The following is a 17,124-nucleotide window of genomic DNA, read 5'->3' on the forward strand; positions in this document are numbered from 1 at the left end:
TCGACTGCCGACGACTTCATGTCGCCGGTTGTCATGTTTGGGGTTCGCTTTCGCTGTTTGCTGACGACCCGTCTTGCATTGCTGCCGTCGGGGAATCGTCAACGCCACTCGGGGCCTGGCTCCGGAACGCTGCGAACAAGGAACGGGACATCAGTGTCCATTTTTCTTGCTTGCGTGTGCCGGGGTTGACCCAGTCGCCGAAGGTGGTCTCTCAAAAAAAAATCTCAAGTCGTCTTTTAAGATCCCAGCCCTCGGCTTTTTCTCTATCGGTTGTTTCTCTTGGTGAGTTGAGTTTATTTCTTTGTTTCTTTCAGGCGGCTTCGATCTGTCGCACGCCGACCGGAGCCGGGACCAGTCGCTCGACCAGCGTTTCGGCGGTCGCGACGGCGATGTCATCGGGGACGTGTTGTCCGTTGGTCACGTAGCTGATCGGCAATCCGATGTGCTCACGCGAGGCGGTCAGCGCGCTGAGGACGCCGGCGGTGTACGGTGTCTCATCCAGCTTGGAAAGAATCGCGGCGGTCGGTCGCGCGGCGGCGAACCCGTCGAGTGCGGATTGCACGACCGCGGCCGTGCTGGTCGCGCTGATCACCAAGTGGGTTTCATCCGGCTGGGCGGTGCGCAACAGCTCGGCCAGCCCGGCGATGTTCATGTCGCCCTTGGGGCTGCGTCCGGCCGTGTCGATCAGAATCAGATCCACGTCGCCCAGCTGATCGATCGCCCCACGCATCTGGTCACTCGACTCGACCACGCTCATCGGCAGGTCCATGATCTGGGCATAGGCTTGGAGCTGTTGGACGGCGGCGATTCGGAACGTGTCGATCGTCAACAGTCCGACGCGCCGTTTGGATTGGATTCGGAATCCGGCGGCCAACTTGGCCACCGTGGTGGTTTTTCCGACGCCGGTCGGTCCGATCAACGCAACGATGCGGCGTTCGCCGGGGCTCAGCCGGATCGGTCCGCTCAGCCGGATCTCGCGGGCCACGCTGCGCTGCAGTTGTTCCAGCCAGGAGTGGTCCCAACGTTCGTCCAGGTTGGCGACAAAGCCGCTGGTCGAACGGATCCAGCGATCGGCCACGGTTTCGGAAACGCCCAGCGAGAGCAGACCGGTGCGGTACTGCGACGTCGGGTCGGCGATGGACCGCGGGTGGATTCCGGACGGGGTGATTCGGGATGTGGCCGCGGCGACCTGTCGATCGTCCTCCGCCAGACGCGGCACGACCGACAGGGTTTGCCGCGAGTCGATCGGCGGTGTGCCTGGTGGATGTGTCATTCCCGGCACGCGACTCGGGAAACGATGTGAATCGTCAGTGGGCAACCCGCCGGCGTCGCGTTGTTGGTCGCCGGTGCTGGCCGTCACTTCCACATAGCTTCGGCCCAGCCATCCCATCCAGCCGTCGCGGCACTGGCGCGTTCGCAGAACGGATGCATGGGGTCCGAGCTGTTCCCGGATCTCTTCCAGGGCAGCTTGCAGATTTGCGGCTCGGAATATTTTGACTTGCATCAAGCGGACTGTAAAAAGGCGGGGACTGGGGATCTTCAGGACTAAGCGGCGGCGGTGGAGGGTTGGAAGCCGACCGTCGAGTGGATTTCCAATTGGGTGTCGTTGGTGATTTCTTGGGTGGACAACACGTGGGTCCAGATGCCCGCTTCTTCGGTCACCTGTTTCACGCGGCGTCGAAGGTGTGGGCCGACCAAAAGAACCGGCGGGTAACCTTCGCTGGATAGGTTCTTAACGGCTTGACGAATCGCGTCGCAAGTGACGTCTGATGTTTTGTGGTCTCGGGTCGAAAATTGATTGGCCGCGGTCGCCGCGTCGAGCGTCACGACGCGCAAGATCCGTTGTTCGTCACGGAGTCCGGAGCAGAGCGTTCGTGCCAGACGCCTGCGCACGTGTTCGACTTGTTCCAGCGAGTCGTGGCTTTGGCTGGCAGCGTCGCCGAGTGCTTCGAGAATGATGCCCAATTGCCGAATCGGAATGCCCTCGCGCAACAGCCCCTGCAAGACCTTTTGCACGTCACTGATTGACAAGCGGTTGGGGACCAAATCGTCGACCATCGCCGGAGCGACCTGACGCAGTTCATCCAGCAAATGCTTGGTCGCATCATGGGACAGCAGTTCGTCGGCGTGCGCGCGGGCGACTTGTTCCAGGTGGTCGGCCAACACGCTGGGAGCGGTGCGTGTTTTGAATCCATAGATCATCGCCTGTTCGCGGCCCACCGGATCGATCCAGACCGACGTCCCGCCGCCGAACTCCTGCGTCGGTTCGCCGTCCAGGTTTCCGGTCGTTCTGCCGTCGCTGCTGGCAAGCAGCTTGTCCACGCGCAGGTGGCCGCGGGCGACGAAGTCACCGAACAAGCGGATCTCGTACTCCTGTTGTCCCAGCGTCGCGTCGTCACGAACGCGCACTTTGGGCAAGACGATGCCGATTTCAGCGGCCATCTGATTTCGCAGACTGGCGATGCGTTGCATCAAGTCACCGCCGCGGATCGGGTCGGCCAGCGGCAGCAGCCCCAGTCCGATCGCCACTTCCAGTGGGTCGACCGCCAGGAAGTCTTCGACCCGTTTTTGCGTCGACGTCGCCGATTGCGATTCGGTTTCACGCCGTTGCTGTTCTTCGGCGGCCTGTTGTTTCGCGTTGCGGTCCAGCGTGGTCGCGATCAAAACACATCCGCTTCCCAGCAAAATCAGGGGAATCGGCGGAAGCCCCGTGACGACCAGCACCAACAAAAAGCCGCCGGCGATCAACAAGGCTTTGGAGTTTCCCAGCAGTTGCGTGACAAAATTGTCCGCCAGATCGGTTCGCCGGGTGCCGCGGGTGACCAGGATGCCGGCTGAGAGCGAGATCAACAGCGAGGGGATCTGGCTGACCAACCCGTCACCGATGGTCAGTTTGGTAAACACCGATGCGGCGTCGGCCACCCCCATGCCCGAGCCGACGATGCCCAGGTACAGCCCGCCGATAATATTGATGGCGGTGATGACCAGCCCGGCGACCGCATCGCCACGGACGAATTTTCCGGCACCGTCCATCGCGGCATAAAAGTCGGCTTCGGCGATTAGTTCGTCACGTTTTCCCGCCGCCGTCTCCGCATCGATGTTGCCGGCGTTCAGGTCGGCATCGATGGCCGATTGACGTCCGGGCATCCCATCGAGTGCAAACCGGGCGGCGACTTCGCTGATCCGCGTCGCCCCTTTGGTGATCACCACAAACTGGACCACCACCAAGATTAAAAACAACACCAACCCGACTTCGATCTGATTGCCGGCGACGAACTGTCCGAAGGTCCGGATCACGCCGCCGGCGGCATCGTCGCCCGCGGTGGGCGCGTCGGCCAAAATCAGTCGCGTCGTCGCGATGTTCAGCACCAACCGGGACAGCGTGGTCGCCAGCAGCAGCGTCGGAAACACGCTGAATTCCAGCGGCGTGGCGACGTGAATCGTCGTCAATAAGATCACCACCGCCAGGGCAATGTTGCCGGCCAGCAAAAAATCCATGATCACCGTCGGCAACGGCATCAAGATCACGACCATGCAGGCCATCACACCGATCGGCAGCAACCAGGGACGGAATCGTTGGATCGGGGACAATGCAAGACCTGTCGCACGCAGGGGGACAATGAAAACACTTTCCCGGCGACAGTAGTGAATCCGCGACCGCGGGGTCTAGGCGATTCTTTCGGCGCGGGCGTGTGAAACGCGGCGTGAAACAGGAGGTGACGGGCGGTGGAGGGAGATGACAGAAAAATGGGGGGACAGAAAAATGGGTGGGGGAAGGGAGAGACAAGAAAATGGGTGACAAGAAAATAGTTGGCAGTTGCCAATTGGCAGAAAAATAGAGGTGGGGAAAAAGAAGAGACGAGAAAATGGATGGCAGGAGAATATTGGGCAACTCTGAAAACTGACGACTTAATCCATTTTTCTGCCCCCTATTTTTCTGTCACTCCCCTGCCCTGCTCCGATGACGCTTCAACGCGCCGGATTCTCGTACCAAATGATGCCGAGGTTTTGGCGTTCTTCACAGGTCATCACGTCCAGGTCGTTGTCGCCGTCGAGGTCGATCAATTCCATGCGATCGAATTTGACGGCGGTCGTTGGGTCGATCGCCGACCAGTTTCCCTGTGGATCGCGGATCCAGATTCCCGGCAGGTCGCGGTTGGGGCTGGCGTGGGTGTTAGCCGTCAGCACGATTCGGCCGTCGTGGAAACGTTCGATCGCTTTGCCATTGTTGACTCCGGTCGGGTGTTTCAGCGTGGTCACATGCCAGGCGTCGCCGGCGCGGCGGCAATCCAGCGAGTCGCTGTTTCGTGTGCTGATCAGGCAACGTTCTGCGGTGGCGGTCAGAAACATCACCTCCCTGCCCTGCCCCGCGATCACATGTTCGGTCCACGTCTGCAGCGGATCGTCGGGTTGTTCCAGCCACGCGGCGACGCGACGCTTGCCTTTGCGGTCACTGAACACGATGTCTTGGTCCCCATCGTGATCCATGTCGACAGACCGCAGCGACATGATCCAACCAGCCTCACGCAGCCGGATCGTGGTCCATGTCGACAGGTCGCGCGAGCCGGTCGGGGGACCGAGCAGCAGCGTGATCGTGGCTTTGGGACCTTTGGCACCGACGACCAACGCCGTCCGCGAGTCGATCGTGCCCAGAGGCAAGGCGAACATCCACATCACGCCGTCGAGCTGTTTGAATCGGTCGGTTGTCCAGTTCTGTTCGTTCAGCAAGTTCGACGATTGCGAATCCGATGCAGACGTGTCGTTCCAATGGACCAACAATTGTCGCTGTTTGCCTTCGTGGCAACTGACGATGTCCAGCCGCCCGTCGCCGTCCAGATCGATCGGCACGGCGTCTTCGGGGGACTTCGCACGGGCGATCATCGCCGCCGGCCATGGCTCGGTGGCTTTGGCGCTGCCGGGATTCAAATACAGTCGCACCAGTCCCGATTCTTCCCAGCCGGTGACGACGTCGGGCAAACCATCGCCGTTGAAGTCACCCAGCCGTACACCATCGGCGCCACGATGGGTGTCGTCGATCGTGTGGCGGTTCCAGGGTGTCTGTGCCGATGCGAGAGGCAGCACGCCGGTCGGGGAGAGCAGGACGGCGAATAGGACGACACTACCGCGGAAGATGGTTTGGTGCATGCCTGATTTCTCAGCTAAAATTGAGATGCGTCGGTGTCGTATAACAGGGGCATGCGTGTTGGTGTTTAGCCTTGAGGCGATTCCCGTTCGCTGCCTCGCAGCGAAAAGATTGCCCTGGGGAATCGCCTAAAGGCTAGACACCAACGTTGATACCCGTGCCATTCGAGTCGGTATCAGTTTACCGCGGCAAAGCTTGTTCAGGTGGTGCGATGGGATGTCACGGATTTGTCAGTGACGGCTATGAACGTGCGATCGCCGGGATCGAGGCCGAGGTCCGCCCGGAGATCGAGGCGCGGTACGCGGAGGAGTGGAATGCGGCGGGGATCTTTCGCCGCCTCGTGCTGCGTCGACAGATCGAGAAAGAGGTCGATCGAGCGATCGAGGCTCGGTCGGATCAGGCGCCGCCTGATGGAATGTATTAATGTGGGATAGGCTTCCAGCCTGTCGGTCTGGGATCGACAGGCTGGAAGCCTATCCCACTGAATTGAACCCGGGGTGATGCTACTTATTCGGCAAATGTCGAACGGCGAGGACGCCGTCGATGTCGCGGAGCGCCTGCAGCGACGCTTCTTCGATGTTGCCGTCCAGGTCGATGATCGTGTAGGCCAGATCGCCGCGTGATTTGTTCAACAGGTCGGCGATGTTCAGTCCGGCGTTGGCCAGGATCGTCGAGATTTGGCCGACCATGTTGGGGACGTTGGCGTTGGCAATCGTGACACGGCATCCGGTGCCGCCGCGTGGCATCGAGGCTTCGGGGAAGTTGACCGAATTGGTCACCGTGCCGTCTTCCAGGAATTCGCGGACCTGATCGGCGACCATGATCGCACAATTCTCTTCGGCTTCTTCGGTCGACGCACCGAGGTGCGGGAACGAGATCACTTTGGGATGCTTGATCAACTGGGCGGTGGGGAAATCGATCACATAGGCGCTCAGCTTGCCGGAGTCCAAGGCGGCCAGCACCGCGTCGTCGTCACAGATTCCGCCGCGGGCCAGGTTGACGATGATGCCGCCGTCGTTCATCGATTCGATCCGCGACTTGTTGACCAAGCCTTTGGTGACGTCCAGCAGCGGGACGTGCACACTGACGGCGTCGCATTGGGAGAACAGGTGATCCAAGTTGATCGCTTGCTCGACGTTCCGCGACAATCGCCAGGCGTTTTCGACGGAGATCTGCGGGTCGTATCCGACGACTTTCATGCCCAGGGCGCTGGCCGCGTTGGCGACGCGACGTCCGATCGCACCGAGTCCGATCACGCCGAAGGTTTTGGAGTGCAATTCGCAGCCGACGTAGTTCTTTTTACCGGATTCGACCGCGGAGGAAATCTCCGCGTCGGTGCCCTCGAGTGAGCCGGCAAATTGCATCGCCGGATAGATGTTGCGAGACGCGATCAGCAACCCGGCCAGCACCAGTTCCTTCACGGCGTTGGCGTTGGCACCGGGGGCGTTGAACACCGGCACGCCACGCTGGGTCATCTTGTCGACGGGAATATTGTTCACGCCCGCGCCGGCACGACCGATCGCCGCGACCGATTCGGGGATGTCCATGTCGTGCATCTTGAAAGAACGAAGCAGAATGGCATCCGGGTGACTGGCCTCGGAGGAGATTTCGTAGGCCTCGCGTGGCAGACGAGAGAGACCTTTGACGGAGATGTTGTTGAGCGTCAGGATCTTGTACATCGCTGGCGTTGCTGTGGTTGGAGGAAAGGTGTGGGAGCGGAGAGGACGCGTCGGTTCGATCGACCGGTTACGCGTGCTTGGCTGCAAAATCGGTCATGAAGCTTGCCAGCTTTTGGACGCCTTCGACCGGCATCGCGTTGTAGATACTGGCGCGGATTCCGCCGACGCTGCGATGCCCTTTCAGGCTGACCAGATCTTGCTCGGCGGCTTCGGCCAAGAACGCCGATTGCAAGTCGTCGTTGGGCAGCGTGAAGGTGGCGTTCATCAGCGACCGGCAATCCGGCTTGGCGTGTCCGGTGTAGAAACCGCCGGATTGATCGATCGCGTTGTACAGCATCGCGGCTTTTTCGCGATTGATCTTTTCCATCGCCTCCAGTCCGCCGATGTCGTTTTGCAGCCACTTGGCGACCTTGCCCAGCACCCAGATTGAGAACGTCGGCGGGGTGTTCCATTCGCTATCCGCGTCGGCGTGATTCTTGTAGTTCAGATAGCCGGGCAACGACGCGGCGCCGCGGTCAAGCAGATCGCGACGGATGACGACGACGGTGACGCCCGCCGGGCCGGCGTTCTTTTGGGCACAGGCATAGATCAAGCCGTACTTGTTGATGTCGAGCGCGCGATGCATAAAGTCGCTCGACGCGTCGCAGATCAGCGGCACGTCGGCCGGGCACTCGGGTTCGCTGGGAAATTGAACGCCCTGGATCGTTTCATTGTTGCAGTAGTACAGGTAGGCCGCGTCATCGGCGACGCTGTAGTCGCCGGCCGAGGGGATGTGATTGAAATTCGACGCCGATGCATCGTAAACGACATCGACCGAGCCCTCTTTTTTGGCTTCGGCGATCGCTTTCTTGGCCCACGAGCCGGTTTGGATGTAGGCGGCGGTCTTTCCCGAATCGCGGAGCAGGTTGGCCGGGATCATCGAAAACTGCAGCGCCGCACCGCCTTGCAGAAACAACACCGCATAGTCGTCGCTGATGTTCATCAACGACCGCAGCGTGTTTTCGGCGTCGTGCAGAATGTCGACGAAGGTCTTGTCGCGGTGGCTCATTTCCAGCAGCGAGCATCGCGCGCCGGGCAGGCAGACCAGTTCGTCGCGCACTTCTTCGAGAACCGGAACCGGCAAAACGGCTGGGCCGGCGGAAAAGTTGTAAGCTCGTTGAGCGGTCGCGGTGGCTGTCATCGAACGAATCGGAGTCACATTGGGGGGTGGGGTCGCCGACGGCACGGTTGCGTCGACACGAATCGAAGTGGGGATTCTATGTCGAGCCGGTCGTGTGCGGAAGGAGCATCACGTCGCAGGGGACCGGCTGATTGAATCGCAACCGAAACAAACGTCAGCCGATGGCGCTCGCCACGGGCCTCTTTCGATCACAAACTGAGTCGTAGGCGCTAGCCTCGGGCCTTACAAGGCTCGAAGGGCAGTCCAAGGCCCGCGGCTAGCGCCGTCGGCTCAGCGTGGGGCGTGCGGTGCCGATTAATCTGGATCAAAGCCGAATTCTCGCATCCAGGCGTCGACTTCGGCCTGGTCCTGGACCCGCGGTTTATGAGCCGCGGCGCGGTTCATTCCCAGGGACTTGCCCCGGAACCCTGGCGGCTGACCGCCCTGCCCTGCCCCGCGGGAACCCTGCCCTGCCCCGCGGGAACCCTGCCCTGGCCTGGCAGAATCTGAAACGGCGGAATCGGAAACCGGGGCAATCGCAAGGTGAACTTTTCCGTCCGTCAGGTCGTCCATCCAGGGTTGGCTGTCGAAATGGGCGGCGCCGCGACGTCGCGCGGCGATTTGGATGCGGTGGTCCGACGAGACCACCATCAGCCGTTTGGGCGTGTGATGGGTGCGAATGATTTCTTCCAATAAATCGTCCGCCGATAGATAGTCGACGGCGAATCGGACGGCGATTTCCTGGTGCACGAACTCGCTGGGACGGTCTCGCGGTGGATTGGCCGCATCGAAGACGACACAGGTTTTCTTGCGCACCGATAAGCTCAAATGGTTCGTCAATTCGCGCAGCAGCACGTTGCGATCACGCTCCAACCAGCGCGGGTCGGCGTTGCCCGCCGGCCCGATCGGCTGGGTGATGTTGTAGCCGTCGATCAATAGTAGGAGTGACATGGTGCGTGTAGCCTACCATGCATGATCCACGGCGTAACGGAAGCCGTCGTCGGCTTTCGTGTGGGGTAGCGGAAGCCGCGAAGGCTTTCGTGTGGGGTAGCGGAAGCCGCGAAGGCTTTCGGCGGTGTTGGTGTGGAGATGCCGGGGAGATGCCGGGGAGCGAAACTCTTGGCGAGTTCCGCTACGGGGCGTTTTGGGGATGATCGTGGGGTAGCGGAAGCCGCGAAGGCTTTCGGCGGTGTTGGTGTGGAGATGCCGGGGAGATGCCGGGGAGCGAAACTCTTGGCGAGTTCCGCTACGGGGTGTTTTGGGGATGATGCCTTTCGATTACGCGTCTCGAATCATCGGGCGTTCAATCCAGGTCTTGTCGGATTTCCACGTTGGTCGGGCTGCCGAATTGGTAGAGTTGGTAGCCCAGCAGCCCCAAGGTGACGAGGACCAGCGTGACGGTCCCGAGCAATTTCCAGTCGTAGCCGTCATCGGACCGCAGCGAGAAGCTGGGCAGATTGAACGAGCGTCGGGGGGCACGTTTGTATTGTTTGTGGTCGATGTTTTGTCGCGGCGGTCGCTTTTTCGGCTTCGAATCGACTTCGATCTCTTTTCCGCCGTCTGCCTCGTCATCGAACTCGTCGGCCACTTCGCCGATGAAGGTATCCTGGGGTTTGCCCAAGTGAATTGCGCTTTCGGCCAGCACATTCGCATCGGCGATCTCTTCGTCCAGGGCATCATCGTCGATGTCTAACTGGCTCGCATTGCCTTCGTTTTCACCCGGGCCGTATCCGAAGTCGAAGTCGATTTGGTCTTCAACTTTAAGAAACTCCGCGACGTCTTGATTGTTCCACGAGATCGGCGGTTCACTTTCCGCAGCGTTGGTGTCTCCGCCTCTGTCGCTGGGATGGGCGATTGTGGCGGTCCCGGCAAAGGCGGGTTGTTTGACGGAGACTTTGAAAACGACTTTGCCGAAGCGGAGTTCGTCGCCGTCGGCGAGCACGCGCCATTGGTGCGGGACCAGCTTGGTCCCATTGACGTAGGTCCCTCGCGTGCTTTTCAGGTCCAGGGCTCCGAAGCCATCCTCATTGTGCAGTAGCAAGCAATGGCGCCGGCTAACCGATCGGCTCTTGGGACGGATTTGGCATTTCTTCAACCGGCCGACCAGGTAGTAGCCTTGGTGGATCGGTGCCGCCGTGCCGGCATTGCTTCCCTGTGTGATGATTAATTCAACGGACATAAATTCGACGGACTTGGGGAGTCTCGGTCCTTCTCATTGTTCGATGACGATGACATTTCCCTTGCCGTCTTCCATGGTTTTGAGTCGGGGGGAGGCTTGGTCGTCTTTGGTCACTTGGTAGAACGTGACGCTGACGACTGCCAGTAGTGCGACGATCGATAGTGCCAATCCGATGCCCAGCAAAATGCTCTGGCCGGACTCGGCATCGCCGCCGGTGCGTTTGGTTTTTGGTGTCGTGGTCTTGGTCGCGGCGCCCGAGGGTGCGGCCAGGGGCGAGACGGGAACGGCGGCGCCGGGCAGCGTCGCCAAGTCGATCGGCGGCAGGCTGCCGAAATCGATTTCGGCGATTTCCGCCATGGCCGCCGGTGACGCTTCGCCGAGCGGACCGCTGTCGTCCAGGGACGCGAAACTGGACGAGTCGTCCGGTGGGGTAGCGATCTGTTCGGAACGGGGCCGATTGGCCAGTTCGCGACCGGCCAATTTGGAACCCGCAATCCGACGCAGCTGGGTCAGCAACTCGGCGGCCGAGGCGGGGCGATCGACCGGGCGTTTGGCCATCATCCGCTGGATCAACAAACTGATCGCCGGCGGGCAATCCGATCGCGTGTCGGAAACCAACGGCACCTTGGCGGTCTGGTGCTTGGCCAACCGTTGGGCGACGTTGTTGCCGGAAAACGGCGGCTTGCCGACCAGCAAGAAGTACCAGGTGCAGCCGAGCGAGTAGATGTCGGCGCGGGCGTCGACGGTGTGGGAGTCGATGGCTTGCTCGGGCGCGATGAAATCGGCCGTGCCGGTCAAGCGATTGGGCGCATCGGTTCCCGCGGCCGTGTAACCGATCCGGGCCAGACCCATGTCGCTGACTTTGATCACCCCGTCGTTGCGGAGCAGCAGGTTCGACGGTTTGATGTCGCGGTGCACGATGCCGCGTTGGTGTGCATGAGCCAACGCGTCGGTCGTTTGGATCATCGCATCGAGAGCCTCGGTGGGCGACATCACGCCGTCGCGAGCAATCGCCCGGTGCAAGTCGACGCCTTCGATGTATTCCATCACGATGAATAACTTTCCATCGGCTTCGGAGAAGTCGAACGCCTGGACGATGTTGGGATGTTCCAGCTTCGCCGACGCCCGCGCCTCTTCCTTGAACCGTTCGATCCGGCGCGAATCTTTGGAGGCTTCCGAAGGCAGGATCTTGAGGGCCATCAATCGGTTCATGACCGCATGACGGGCGAGAAAGACGACGCCCATCCCGCCGCGTCCGAGCGGGCGTAGCAGTCGATAATTGCCCAGATGAAATCCCCTCGCTTTACCGGCCAGCAATTTTCTCGCTTGCCAGGGTGTCAGCAAGTCCGCGCCCACCATCCCTTGGGCCAGTCGGTCGGGGGTAAAGACGATGTCTTCAGTCATCAGCGAAACGACGACCTTCTTGATATCGGCCAGTTCGACCAGACCGGCTTGCATGGACCGGCGAACGAAGTCGCGCGTGGCGTCATCCAGAACCGGTTCGGGGACTGTGGTTTCAACCGACATGGAGTGGTGCGTTTGCTCTCTGTGAATCAGCCCGCGCGCGATCACTCGATCGCGCGACTTGCGGGAGGCTAGATTATTGAGCATCGACCGCCAAAAACGGTTAAGGTCGCGTTAAGGGGAGGTGTCGATCCGATGAGGGTTGTCGGCGGTGGTTCTGATCCACAGCGTCGACACGTTTATGGGGGTTCCGGCAACGTTAAGCGGGGAGGAACCCGGGGCGGTAATAGACTTCTTTCAGAAAAAGGCCCTGGGGCGGCGCGGCTTGCCCCGCATAGACGCGGTTTTTCTGGCCGAGCACCTCGTCGATCCAGGCCGGTGTCTGTTTTCCATAGCCGACTTCGACCAGTGTTCCGACGATATTGCGGACCATGTTGTAGAGAAAACCGTTCGCTTCGACTTCGATCGCCAGATGACCGCTGGTTTCGTAATCCGCTGACGGGATCACTTGACAATCGCGGACGTCGCGGACGGAGCTTTTCCGCGCGGCGCCGGCCGATTCAAAGCTGGCGAAATCGCGGTGCCCGATGATCTTGGCCGCGGCGGATTGCATCGCCGCGACATCGACGTTGCGGCGGAGTCGCCAACGATAGCGATGTCCGAACGGGTCACGCTGGTGGCGGACTTGGATTTGGTACCGATAGCGTTTGCCGATGGCGTCACGGATGGCGTGGAAATCCTGCGGTGCGTCGTGGACTTCGGTCACCACCACGGTTTCGGGTAGGCGTGAATTGATCGCTTTGAGCAGCGCGTCGGTCGACGCGGTCCAGGACGTGAAACGGCAACTGGCGACCTGGGCGAGCGCGTGGACGCCGGCGTCGGTGCGTCCGCTGCCGGTCACCGTGACGTCTTGTTTGGTCGACCGCTTGATCGCCCGCTGCAGCGTGCCCTGGATCGTTTCTTGGCCCGGTTGGACTTGCCATCCGGCGAAGTCTGTGCCGTCATAGGCGATCGAGAGCGCAAAGGTTCGCGTCACCGATCAGCCGGCCGACGCGACGCTCTGTTGCAGCAATTCGGCGATTTGCACGGCGTTGGTCGCGGCGCCTTTGCGCAAGTTGTCGCTGACGCACCAGAACGCGATTCCGTGACCGTTGCCGCTGATGTCGCGTCGGATTCGGCCGACGAACACGTCGTCTTTGCCATCGCAATCACGCGGCATCGGGTACTGGTGGTTGCCCAGGTCATCGACGACGGTGATGCCCGGTGCGGCCCGGAACAACTCGGTCGCCTCGGCCGCGGTGAGCGGTTTTTCGGTTTCCACCAGGATCGATTCGCTGTGTCCGATCGTGACGGGAACGCGAACGGCGGTCGGGCAGACTTGAATGTTCTCGTCGCCCATGATCTTTCGCGTCTCGTACACCATCTTCATTTCTTCGCTGGTGTAGCCTTCGAATTTCTCGCTGCCGATCTGGGGAATCAGGTTGAAACCGATCGGATGCTGGAACGTTTCGTGGCTGGGCGTTTCGCCGTCGAGCATCTGGCGGACGCTGGATTCCAGTTCCGCGTTGCCGGCCAGTCCGGCGCCGCTGGTCGCCTGATAGGTGCTGACGACGACGCGTTTGACGGTCGCCGCTTGGTGCAGCGGCGCCAGCGCGACGACCATCTGCGTGGTGCTGCAGTTGGGGCTGGCGATGATGCCTTGATGATCGGCGACCGCGTCCGGGTTGACTTCGGGGATGATCAGCGGAACGGTGGGATCCATTCGCCAGTAACCGCTTTCGTCGACGACCACCGCGCCTTCTTTGACGGCGTAGGGGGCGAATTCGGCAGACACCTCATCGGGCGTGCTGGCGATCACGATGTCGACGTCTTCGAAGGCACCCGGGGCGAGCAGTTCGATTTTGATGGTTTCGTCTTTGACGCGAATCTCGCGACCGACCGACCGCTCCGATGCCAGCAGCTTCAAACGCTTGTAGGGAAAGTTGCGGCTGGCAAGTTGTTCAAGAACGATTCGTCCGACCGCACCGGTGGCGCCGACGACAGCTAAGGTTTCGTACACGGGACTTAGAAAGGTTGGAGTGAATTGGCGAAGGCAGGCCCCTTCGCCGAGAGGTTCATTGGGGCGATCGAGTTCGCTCTATTTCTGGAGCTCTTCGATTGCTTTGGGCAGGTCCTTGTCGATCACGCCCATGCCGCCACGTCCGCCGTCCATCCGGGATTCGACATCCAGCAAGGTGTCTTCGGCTTGGGGCTCCCAGAACTTGGTCAGCGTTTCTTTGGAGAGAGGTTTGTAGGATCGGAAGATTCGGAAACCGACGCCCCGCGAGGGGTCGCTGGTGTGCCACCAGGGGCTGCGGGGAAAGTTCGGGTCTTCGGATTTCCACTCTTCGTCATCGGAGGCCATGCGGGCGGCGCTGCGGAGGTCTTCGGCGTCCGATTCCCAGGTTCCGCCACGGACCACGCAGGGCGAGGGGACTTCGGGCCACTTGACCAGTTCGATGGCGTTGATGCCTTGCTTGTCGGCGAAATCGGCGTAGCCGTCTTCGGTGTATTGGTTGACGGTCCATTCGCCGACGTTGCCGTGCATGTCGTGCAATCCGAACGCGTTGGGTTTCTTGGTTCCGACGGCAACTTGGCCTTCGTCGGCGTTGTCGAAGTACCAGGCATAATCATCGATGTCGTCCGCGTCATCGCCCCACGAGTAGGCCGTGGCGGTTCCGGCGCGGGCGGCGTATTCCCATTCCGCTTCGGTCGGCAATCGGTACTGTTGGCCGCTGACCAGACTGATCCACTTGGTGAATTGTTGTGCCGAGTACTGGGTCATGGTGACCGCGGGTTGGTCGTCTTCTTCGCCGTATTCGTAGGTGAACGTGGGGTCGTACAACTCCGTCGGCGCGGTGATCGCATCGACCTTGTTGTCGTCATTGACCGTTCGAATCCCACTCGATTCGAACTCTTTGAAGATGCCGTACAGTTCCATGTATTCCTTGTACAAGCCCCACGTGACTTCGGTCTTGGCGACCCACATCGGGTCGACGGTGACCTTGATTTGCGGGCCTTCGTCGTCGCGGCGGTCCGCTTCGTCCTCCGGGCTGCCGAACAGAAACTCGCCGCCGGGGACCGGGATCATCTCCACTTCTTCGTCCGTGCCTGGCACGCGAAGGGTGTAGGGCACCATGTATCCTTCGTCGACCTTGACCGAGGGGCCGTCCGCGGGTTTCTCGGCCGCGATTCCGGGTATCGAATCGTCCGCAGACGCCGCGGAGCTGAAAGAAACGAGTGCTGTGGAAACGGAAAGGCCGATCACAGCAAAGACGCGGGGCATGTTCACGGTGCTGGGGTCTCGCAATTGGAAAAGAGTCGGAGGGTTTTCGCGATCTTAGTATAGCGCAGGGGCCGAGGATTTTCGATCGGCTGAATGCGGGAAAACACACCAAAAATGGCGGTCAGGGGCGGAGTCGTCGCCCGGGTGTGCCGGGGGGCACGGGCGAGGACAGGTAAGAAAATTGCGGGCGTAAGAAAATGATGACCTGCGACGTCCCTAAACCCGGCACGGGTCGAAGGTGGTAGCGGAATTCGCCAAGAATTTCGGCTTTTCCCGTGTGGACTGCTGCGAGTCGAAAGCCTTGGCGGCTTCCGCTACGGGTTTTGGGACAGAGCCTAGCGGAGGTCCAGCGGCGGCGGGCGGCGGCCCAGTAGCACGTCAAATTCCATCGCTTGGCCGTCGCGGACGATGTCCAATTGAATGTTGGTGCCGGCCATCGCGTTGCCGATCAATTGCATCAGGTGATCGACGTTCCGCACGCGTTCTCGGTTCAGCGAAATCACCAAGTCGCCGGGTTTCAATCCGGCCCGCGCCGCCCCGGAACTCTGGTCGGCCAGTGCGGCGATCATCGCCCCGCGGATGCGATGGTTTTGGTCCTGTAATTGATCATCGGGGACCTCGACCAGCGATACGCCCAGCCAACCCCGCTCGATCGATCCCGTTTCTCGCAGCTGCAAATAGATCTTTTTGGCGATGCCGCTGGGGATCGCAAAACTGACGCCCTGGTAGGTGTCGCCGACGATGGCGGTGTTGATTCCGATCAGCGTGCCGCGTGAATCGACCAGCGGTCCGCCGCTGTTGCCCGGGTTGACCGCCACATCGCTTTGCATGAAATCCTGGTACCGGTCCTTGGCCCGGACCACGCGGTGTTTGCCGCTCAGGATCCCGAAGGTGACGGTGCGGTCCAGACCGAAGGGGCTGCCGATCGCCCAGACGGGAGAGCCCACCCGAATTCGCTCGCTATCGCCCCAGGGGATCGGGATCAAGCGATCGGCGTTGACCTTCAGCACCGCCAAGTCGGTCAATTCGTCGGTGCCGACGATCACGGCATCGACTGTCCGGCCGTCGCTAAGGGTGACGGCGATCTGGTCGCTGGCGGCGACGACGTGGCGGTTGGTTAGGATGTAACCGTCAGCGTCAACGACAACTCCACTGCCCTGGTCGGAGATCAGGATCGCCGGTGCGCCGGGCACGTCATGGTGAGCGACCGCTTGGTGGTCGGTGCGATGGATGTCGATGTGGACCACGCTGGGACCGGCCGCCGCATTGACCATCTGGTAGGCCTGGCTGAGCGTGTCCAGGGAGACGTTTTTCAGGCCTTCGCCGGCGACTTCGAATTCCGCCCGCAGCTGTCCGCGGTGTTGTGCGTATCGGATTTCTTCGACGATCCCCGGCAGGATGTAGCGGGCCGTGCCCAGCATCGCCAGGACGGTCGCCAACATCACCACGCCGTGCCGCACGGGATCATTGCGGCGGGCGTGCTGGCGATGTTTCGTGGTGATCGAAATCGATTCGGTTTCGGTGATCGATTCCGGGGCGGGAGTGACGACGATGTCCGAAGTATCGATGTCCGTGATTTCGGTGTCTGTCATTTCCGCGGTTGGGATTTCCGCCTCCGCCTGGGGCTCGAAGTGCGGGCGGGGCGGGCCGGCGGTTCGGGGGTGAAACCGATGGAACACCAGCGTGCGGGTCGGATCGATGTTCTCCACCTCGATCGGTTCGGCTGGCGGCAGGTCGCTGGCCGGCAGGTCACTGGCCGGCAGGTCACTGGCCGGCAGGTCACTGGCCGGCAGGTCACTGGCCGGCAGGTCACTGGGGCGATCCGCAGCCGATGGGGCGGTCGACAAGCGGTCCGTTTCGGGCGATGGCGGGTCGCCGGCGGAAGTGTGCGGGTCGCCGGCGGAAGTGTGCGGGTCGCTGGCGGAAGTGTGCTGTGGGGAACCAGCGAGTTCGTCGGAGGGCGGTTCAGGCTGCGGGCCTTCTGGCGGTCGGTCCATGATGGAGCTCGGTCCCACACGCAAACGGACGGAAAACGGAAAGCACATATTCTAGCGCGACAGGATTACCGTTCGGCAAGTTTTTTTCTGCAAATCGGCAGCAAATCCGTTTCTGCCGGCGGAAAAACCGGTTCGGGTGGCTCGCCTTCGGTCACGCTTTGCGCGACAATTGGCGTTT

At 61.1% G+C, this 17,124-nt stretch carries 13 protein-coding genes; 1 reads left to right on the plus strand and 12 read right to left on the minus strand.

The window, feature by feature from the left end; translation table 11 throughout:
- Positions 1-310 precede the first annotated feature (310 nt).
- The 3 genes from flhF to H1B37_RS09390 all read right to left on the minus strand — a co-directional run bounded on the left by flhF (position 311) and on the right by H1B37_RS09390 (position 5,145).
- Positions 311-1,504: a flagellar biosynthesis GTPase FlhF gene (gene flhF / locus H1B37_RS09380; RefSeq protein WP_182866378.1), complete on the minus strand. Its 1,194-nt coding sequence runs from the start codon at positions 1,502-1,504 to the stop codon at positions 311-313.
- 41 nt (positions 1,505-1,545) lie between these two features.
- On the minus strand, positions 1,546-3,591 hold the full coding sequence (locus H1B37_RS09385; protein WP_182866379.1) for a flagellar biosynthesis protein FlhA: 2,046 nt from the start codon (positions 3,589-3,591) through the stop codon (positions 1,546-1,548).
- A gap of 378 nt (positions 3,592-3,969) precedes the next feature.
- Positions 3,970-5,145, minus strand: coding sequence for an FG-GAP repeat domain-containing protein (locus H1B37_RS09390; protein ID WP_182866380.1), 1,176 nt, complete (start codon positions 5,143-5,145; stop codon positions 3,970-3,972).
- A gap of 209 nt (positions 5,146-5,354) precedes the next feature.
- Between H1B37_RS09390 and H1B37_RS09395 the strand changes: the two genes are divergently transcribed.
- Positions 5,355-5,567, plus strand: coding sequence for a hypothetical protein (locus H1B37_RS09395; RefSeq protein WP_182866381.1), 213 nt, complete (start codon positions 5,355-5,357; stop codon positions 5,565-5,567).
- 79 nt (positions 5,568-5,646) lie between these two features.
- Here H1B37_RS09395 and H1B37_RS09400 read toward each other — a convergent pair whose 3' ends face one another.
- The 9 genes from H1B37_RS09400 to H1B37_RS09440 all read right to left on the minus strand — a co-directional run bounded on the left by H1B37_RS09400 (position 5,647) and on the right by H1B37_RS09440 (position 16,946).
- Positions 5,647-6,822 carry a phosphoglycerate dehydrogenase gene (locus H1B37_RS09400; RefSeq protein ID WP_182866382.1) on the minus strand — a complete coding sequence of 392 codons (1,176 nt, stop codon included), beginning with the start codon at positions 6,820-6,822 and terminating at the stop codon, positions 5,647-5,649.
- 67 nt (positions 6,823-6,889) lie between these two features.
- Complete coding sequence (gene serC, locus H1B37_RS09405; protein ID WP_182866383.1) at positions 6,890-8,002, minus strand: 3-phosphoserine/phosphohydroxythreonine transaminase; 1,113 nt, start codon at positions 8,000-8,002, stop codon at positions 6,890-6,892.
- Between the two features lie 294 nt (positions 8,003-8,296).
- The gene (locus H1B37_RS09410) at positions 8,297-8,932 is read right to left on the minus strand and encodes an NYN domain-containing protein (protein WP_182866384.1); all 636 of its coding nucleotides are present in this window, start codon (positions 8,930-8,932) and stop codon (positions 8,297-8,299) included.
- A 352-nt stretch (positions 8,933-9,284) separates the two neighbouring features.
- Complete coding sequence (locus tag H1B37_RS09415; protein WP_182866385.1) at positions 9,285-10,160, minus strand: FHA domain-containing protein; 876 nt, start codon at positions 10,158-10,160, stop codon at positions 9,285-9,287.
- Positions 10,161-10,193: 33 nt separating this feature from the next.
- Positions 10,194-11,687 (minus strand): serine/threonine protein kinase, encoded by a 1,494-nt coding sequence (locus H1B37_RS09420; RefSeq protein ID WP_182866386.1) that lies wholly within the window; start codon positions 11,685-11,687, stop codon positions 10,194-10,196.
- Positions 11,688-11,883: 196 nt separating this feature from the next.
- On the minus strand, positions 11,884-12,660 hold the full coding sequence (gene truA / locus H1B37_RS09425) for a tRNA pseudouridine(38-40) synthase TruA (protein WP_182866387.1): 777 nt from the start codon (positions 12,658-12,660) through the stop codon (positions 11,884-11,886).
- 3 nt (positions 12,661-12,663) lie between these two features.
- Positions 12,664-13,683 (minus strand): aspartate-semialdehyde dehydrogenase, encoded by a 1,020-nt coding sequence (locus tag H1B37_RS09430; RefSeq protein ID WP_182866388.1) that lies wholly within the window; start codon positions 13,681-13,683, stop codon positions 12,664-12,666.
- Between the two features lie 78 nt (positions 13,684-13,761).
- On the minus strand, positions 13,762-14,949 hold the full coding sequence (locus tag H1B37_RS09435; RefSeq protein WP_182866389.1) for a formylglycine-generating enzyme family protein: 1,188 nt from the start codon (positions 14,947-14,949) through the stop codon (positions 13,762-13,764).
- Positions 14,950-15,284: 335 nt separating this feature from the next.
- Positions 15,285-16,946: a S1C family serine protease gene (locus tag H1B37_RS09440; RefSeq protein WP_286177560.1), complete on the minus strand. Its 1,662-nt coding sequence runs from the start codon at positions 16,944-16,946 to the stop codon at positions 15,285-15,287.
- Between the last annotated feature and the right edge of the window lie 178 nt (positions 16,947-17,124).

The sequence above is a fragment of the Stieleria mannarensis genome (assembly GCF_014154935.1).
Classification (GTDB): domain Bacteria; phylum Planctomycetota; class Planctomycetia; order Pirellulales; family Pirellulaceae; genus Stieleria; species Stieleria mannarensis.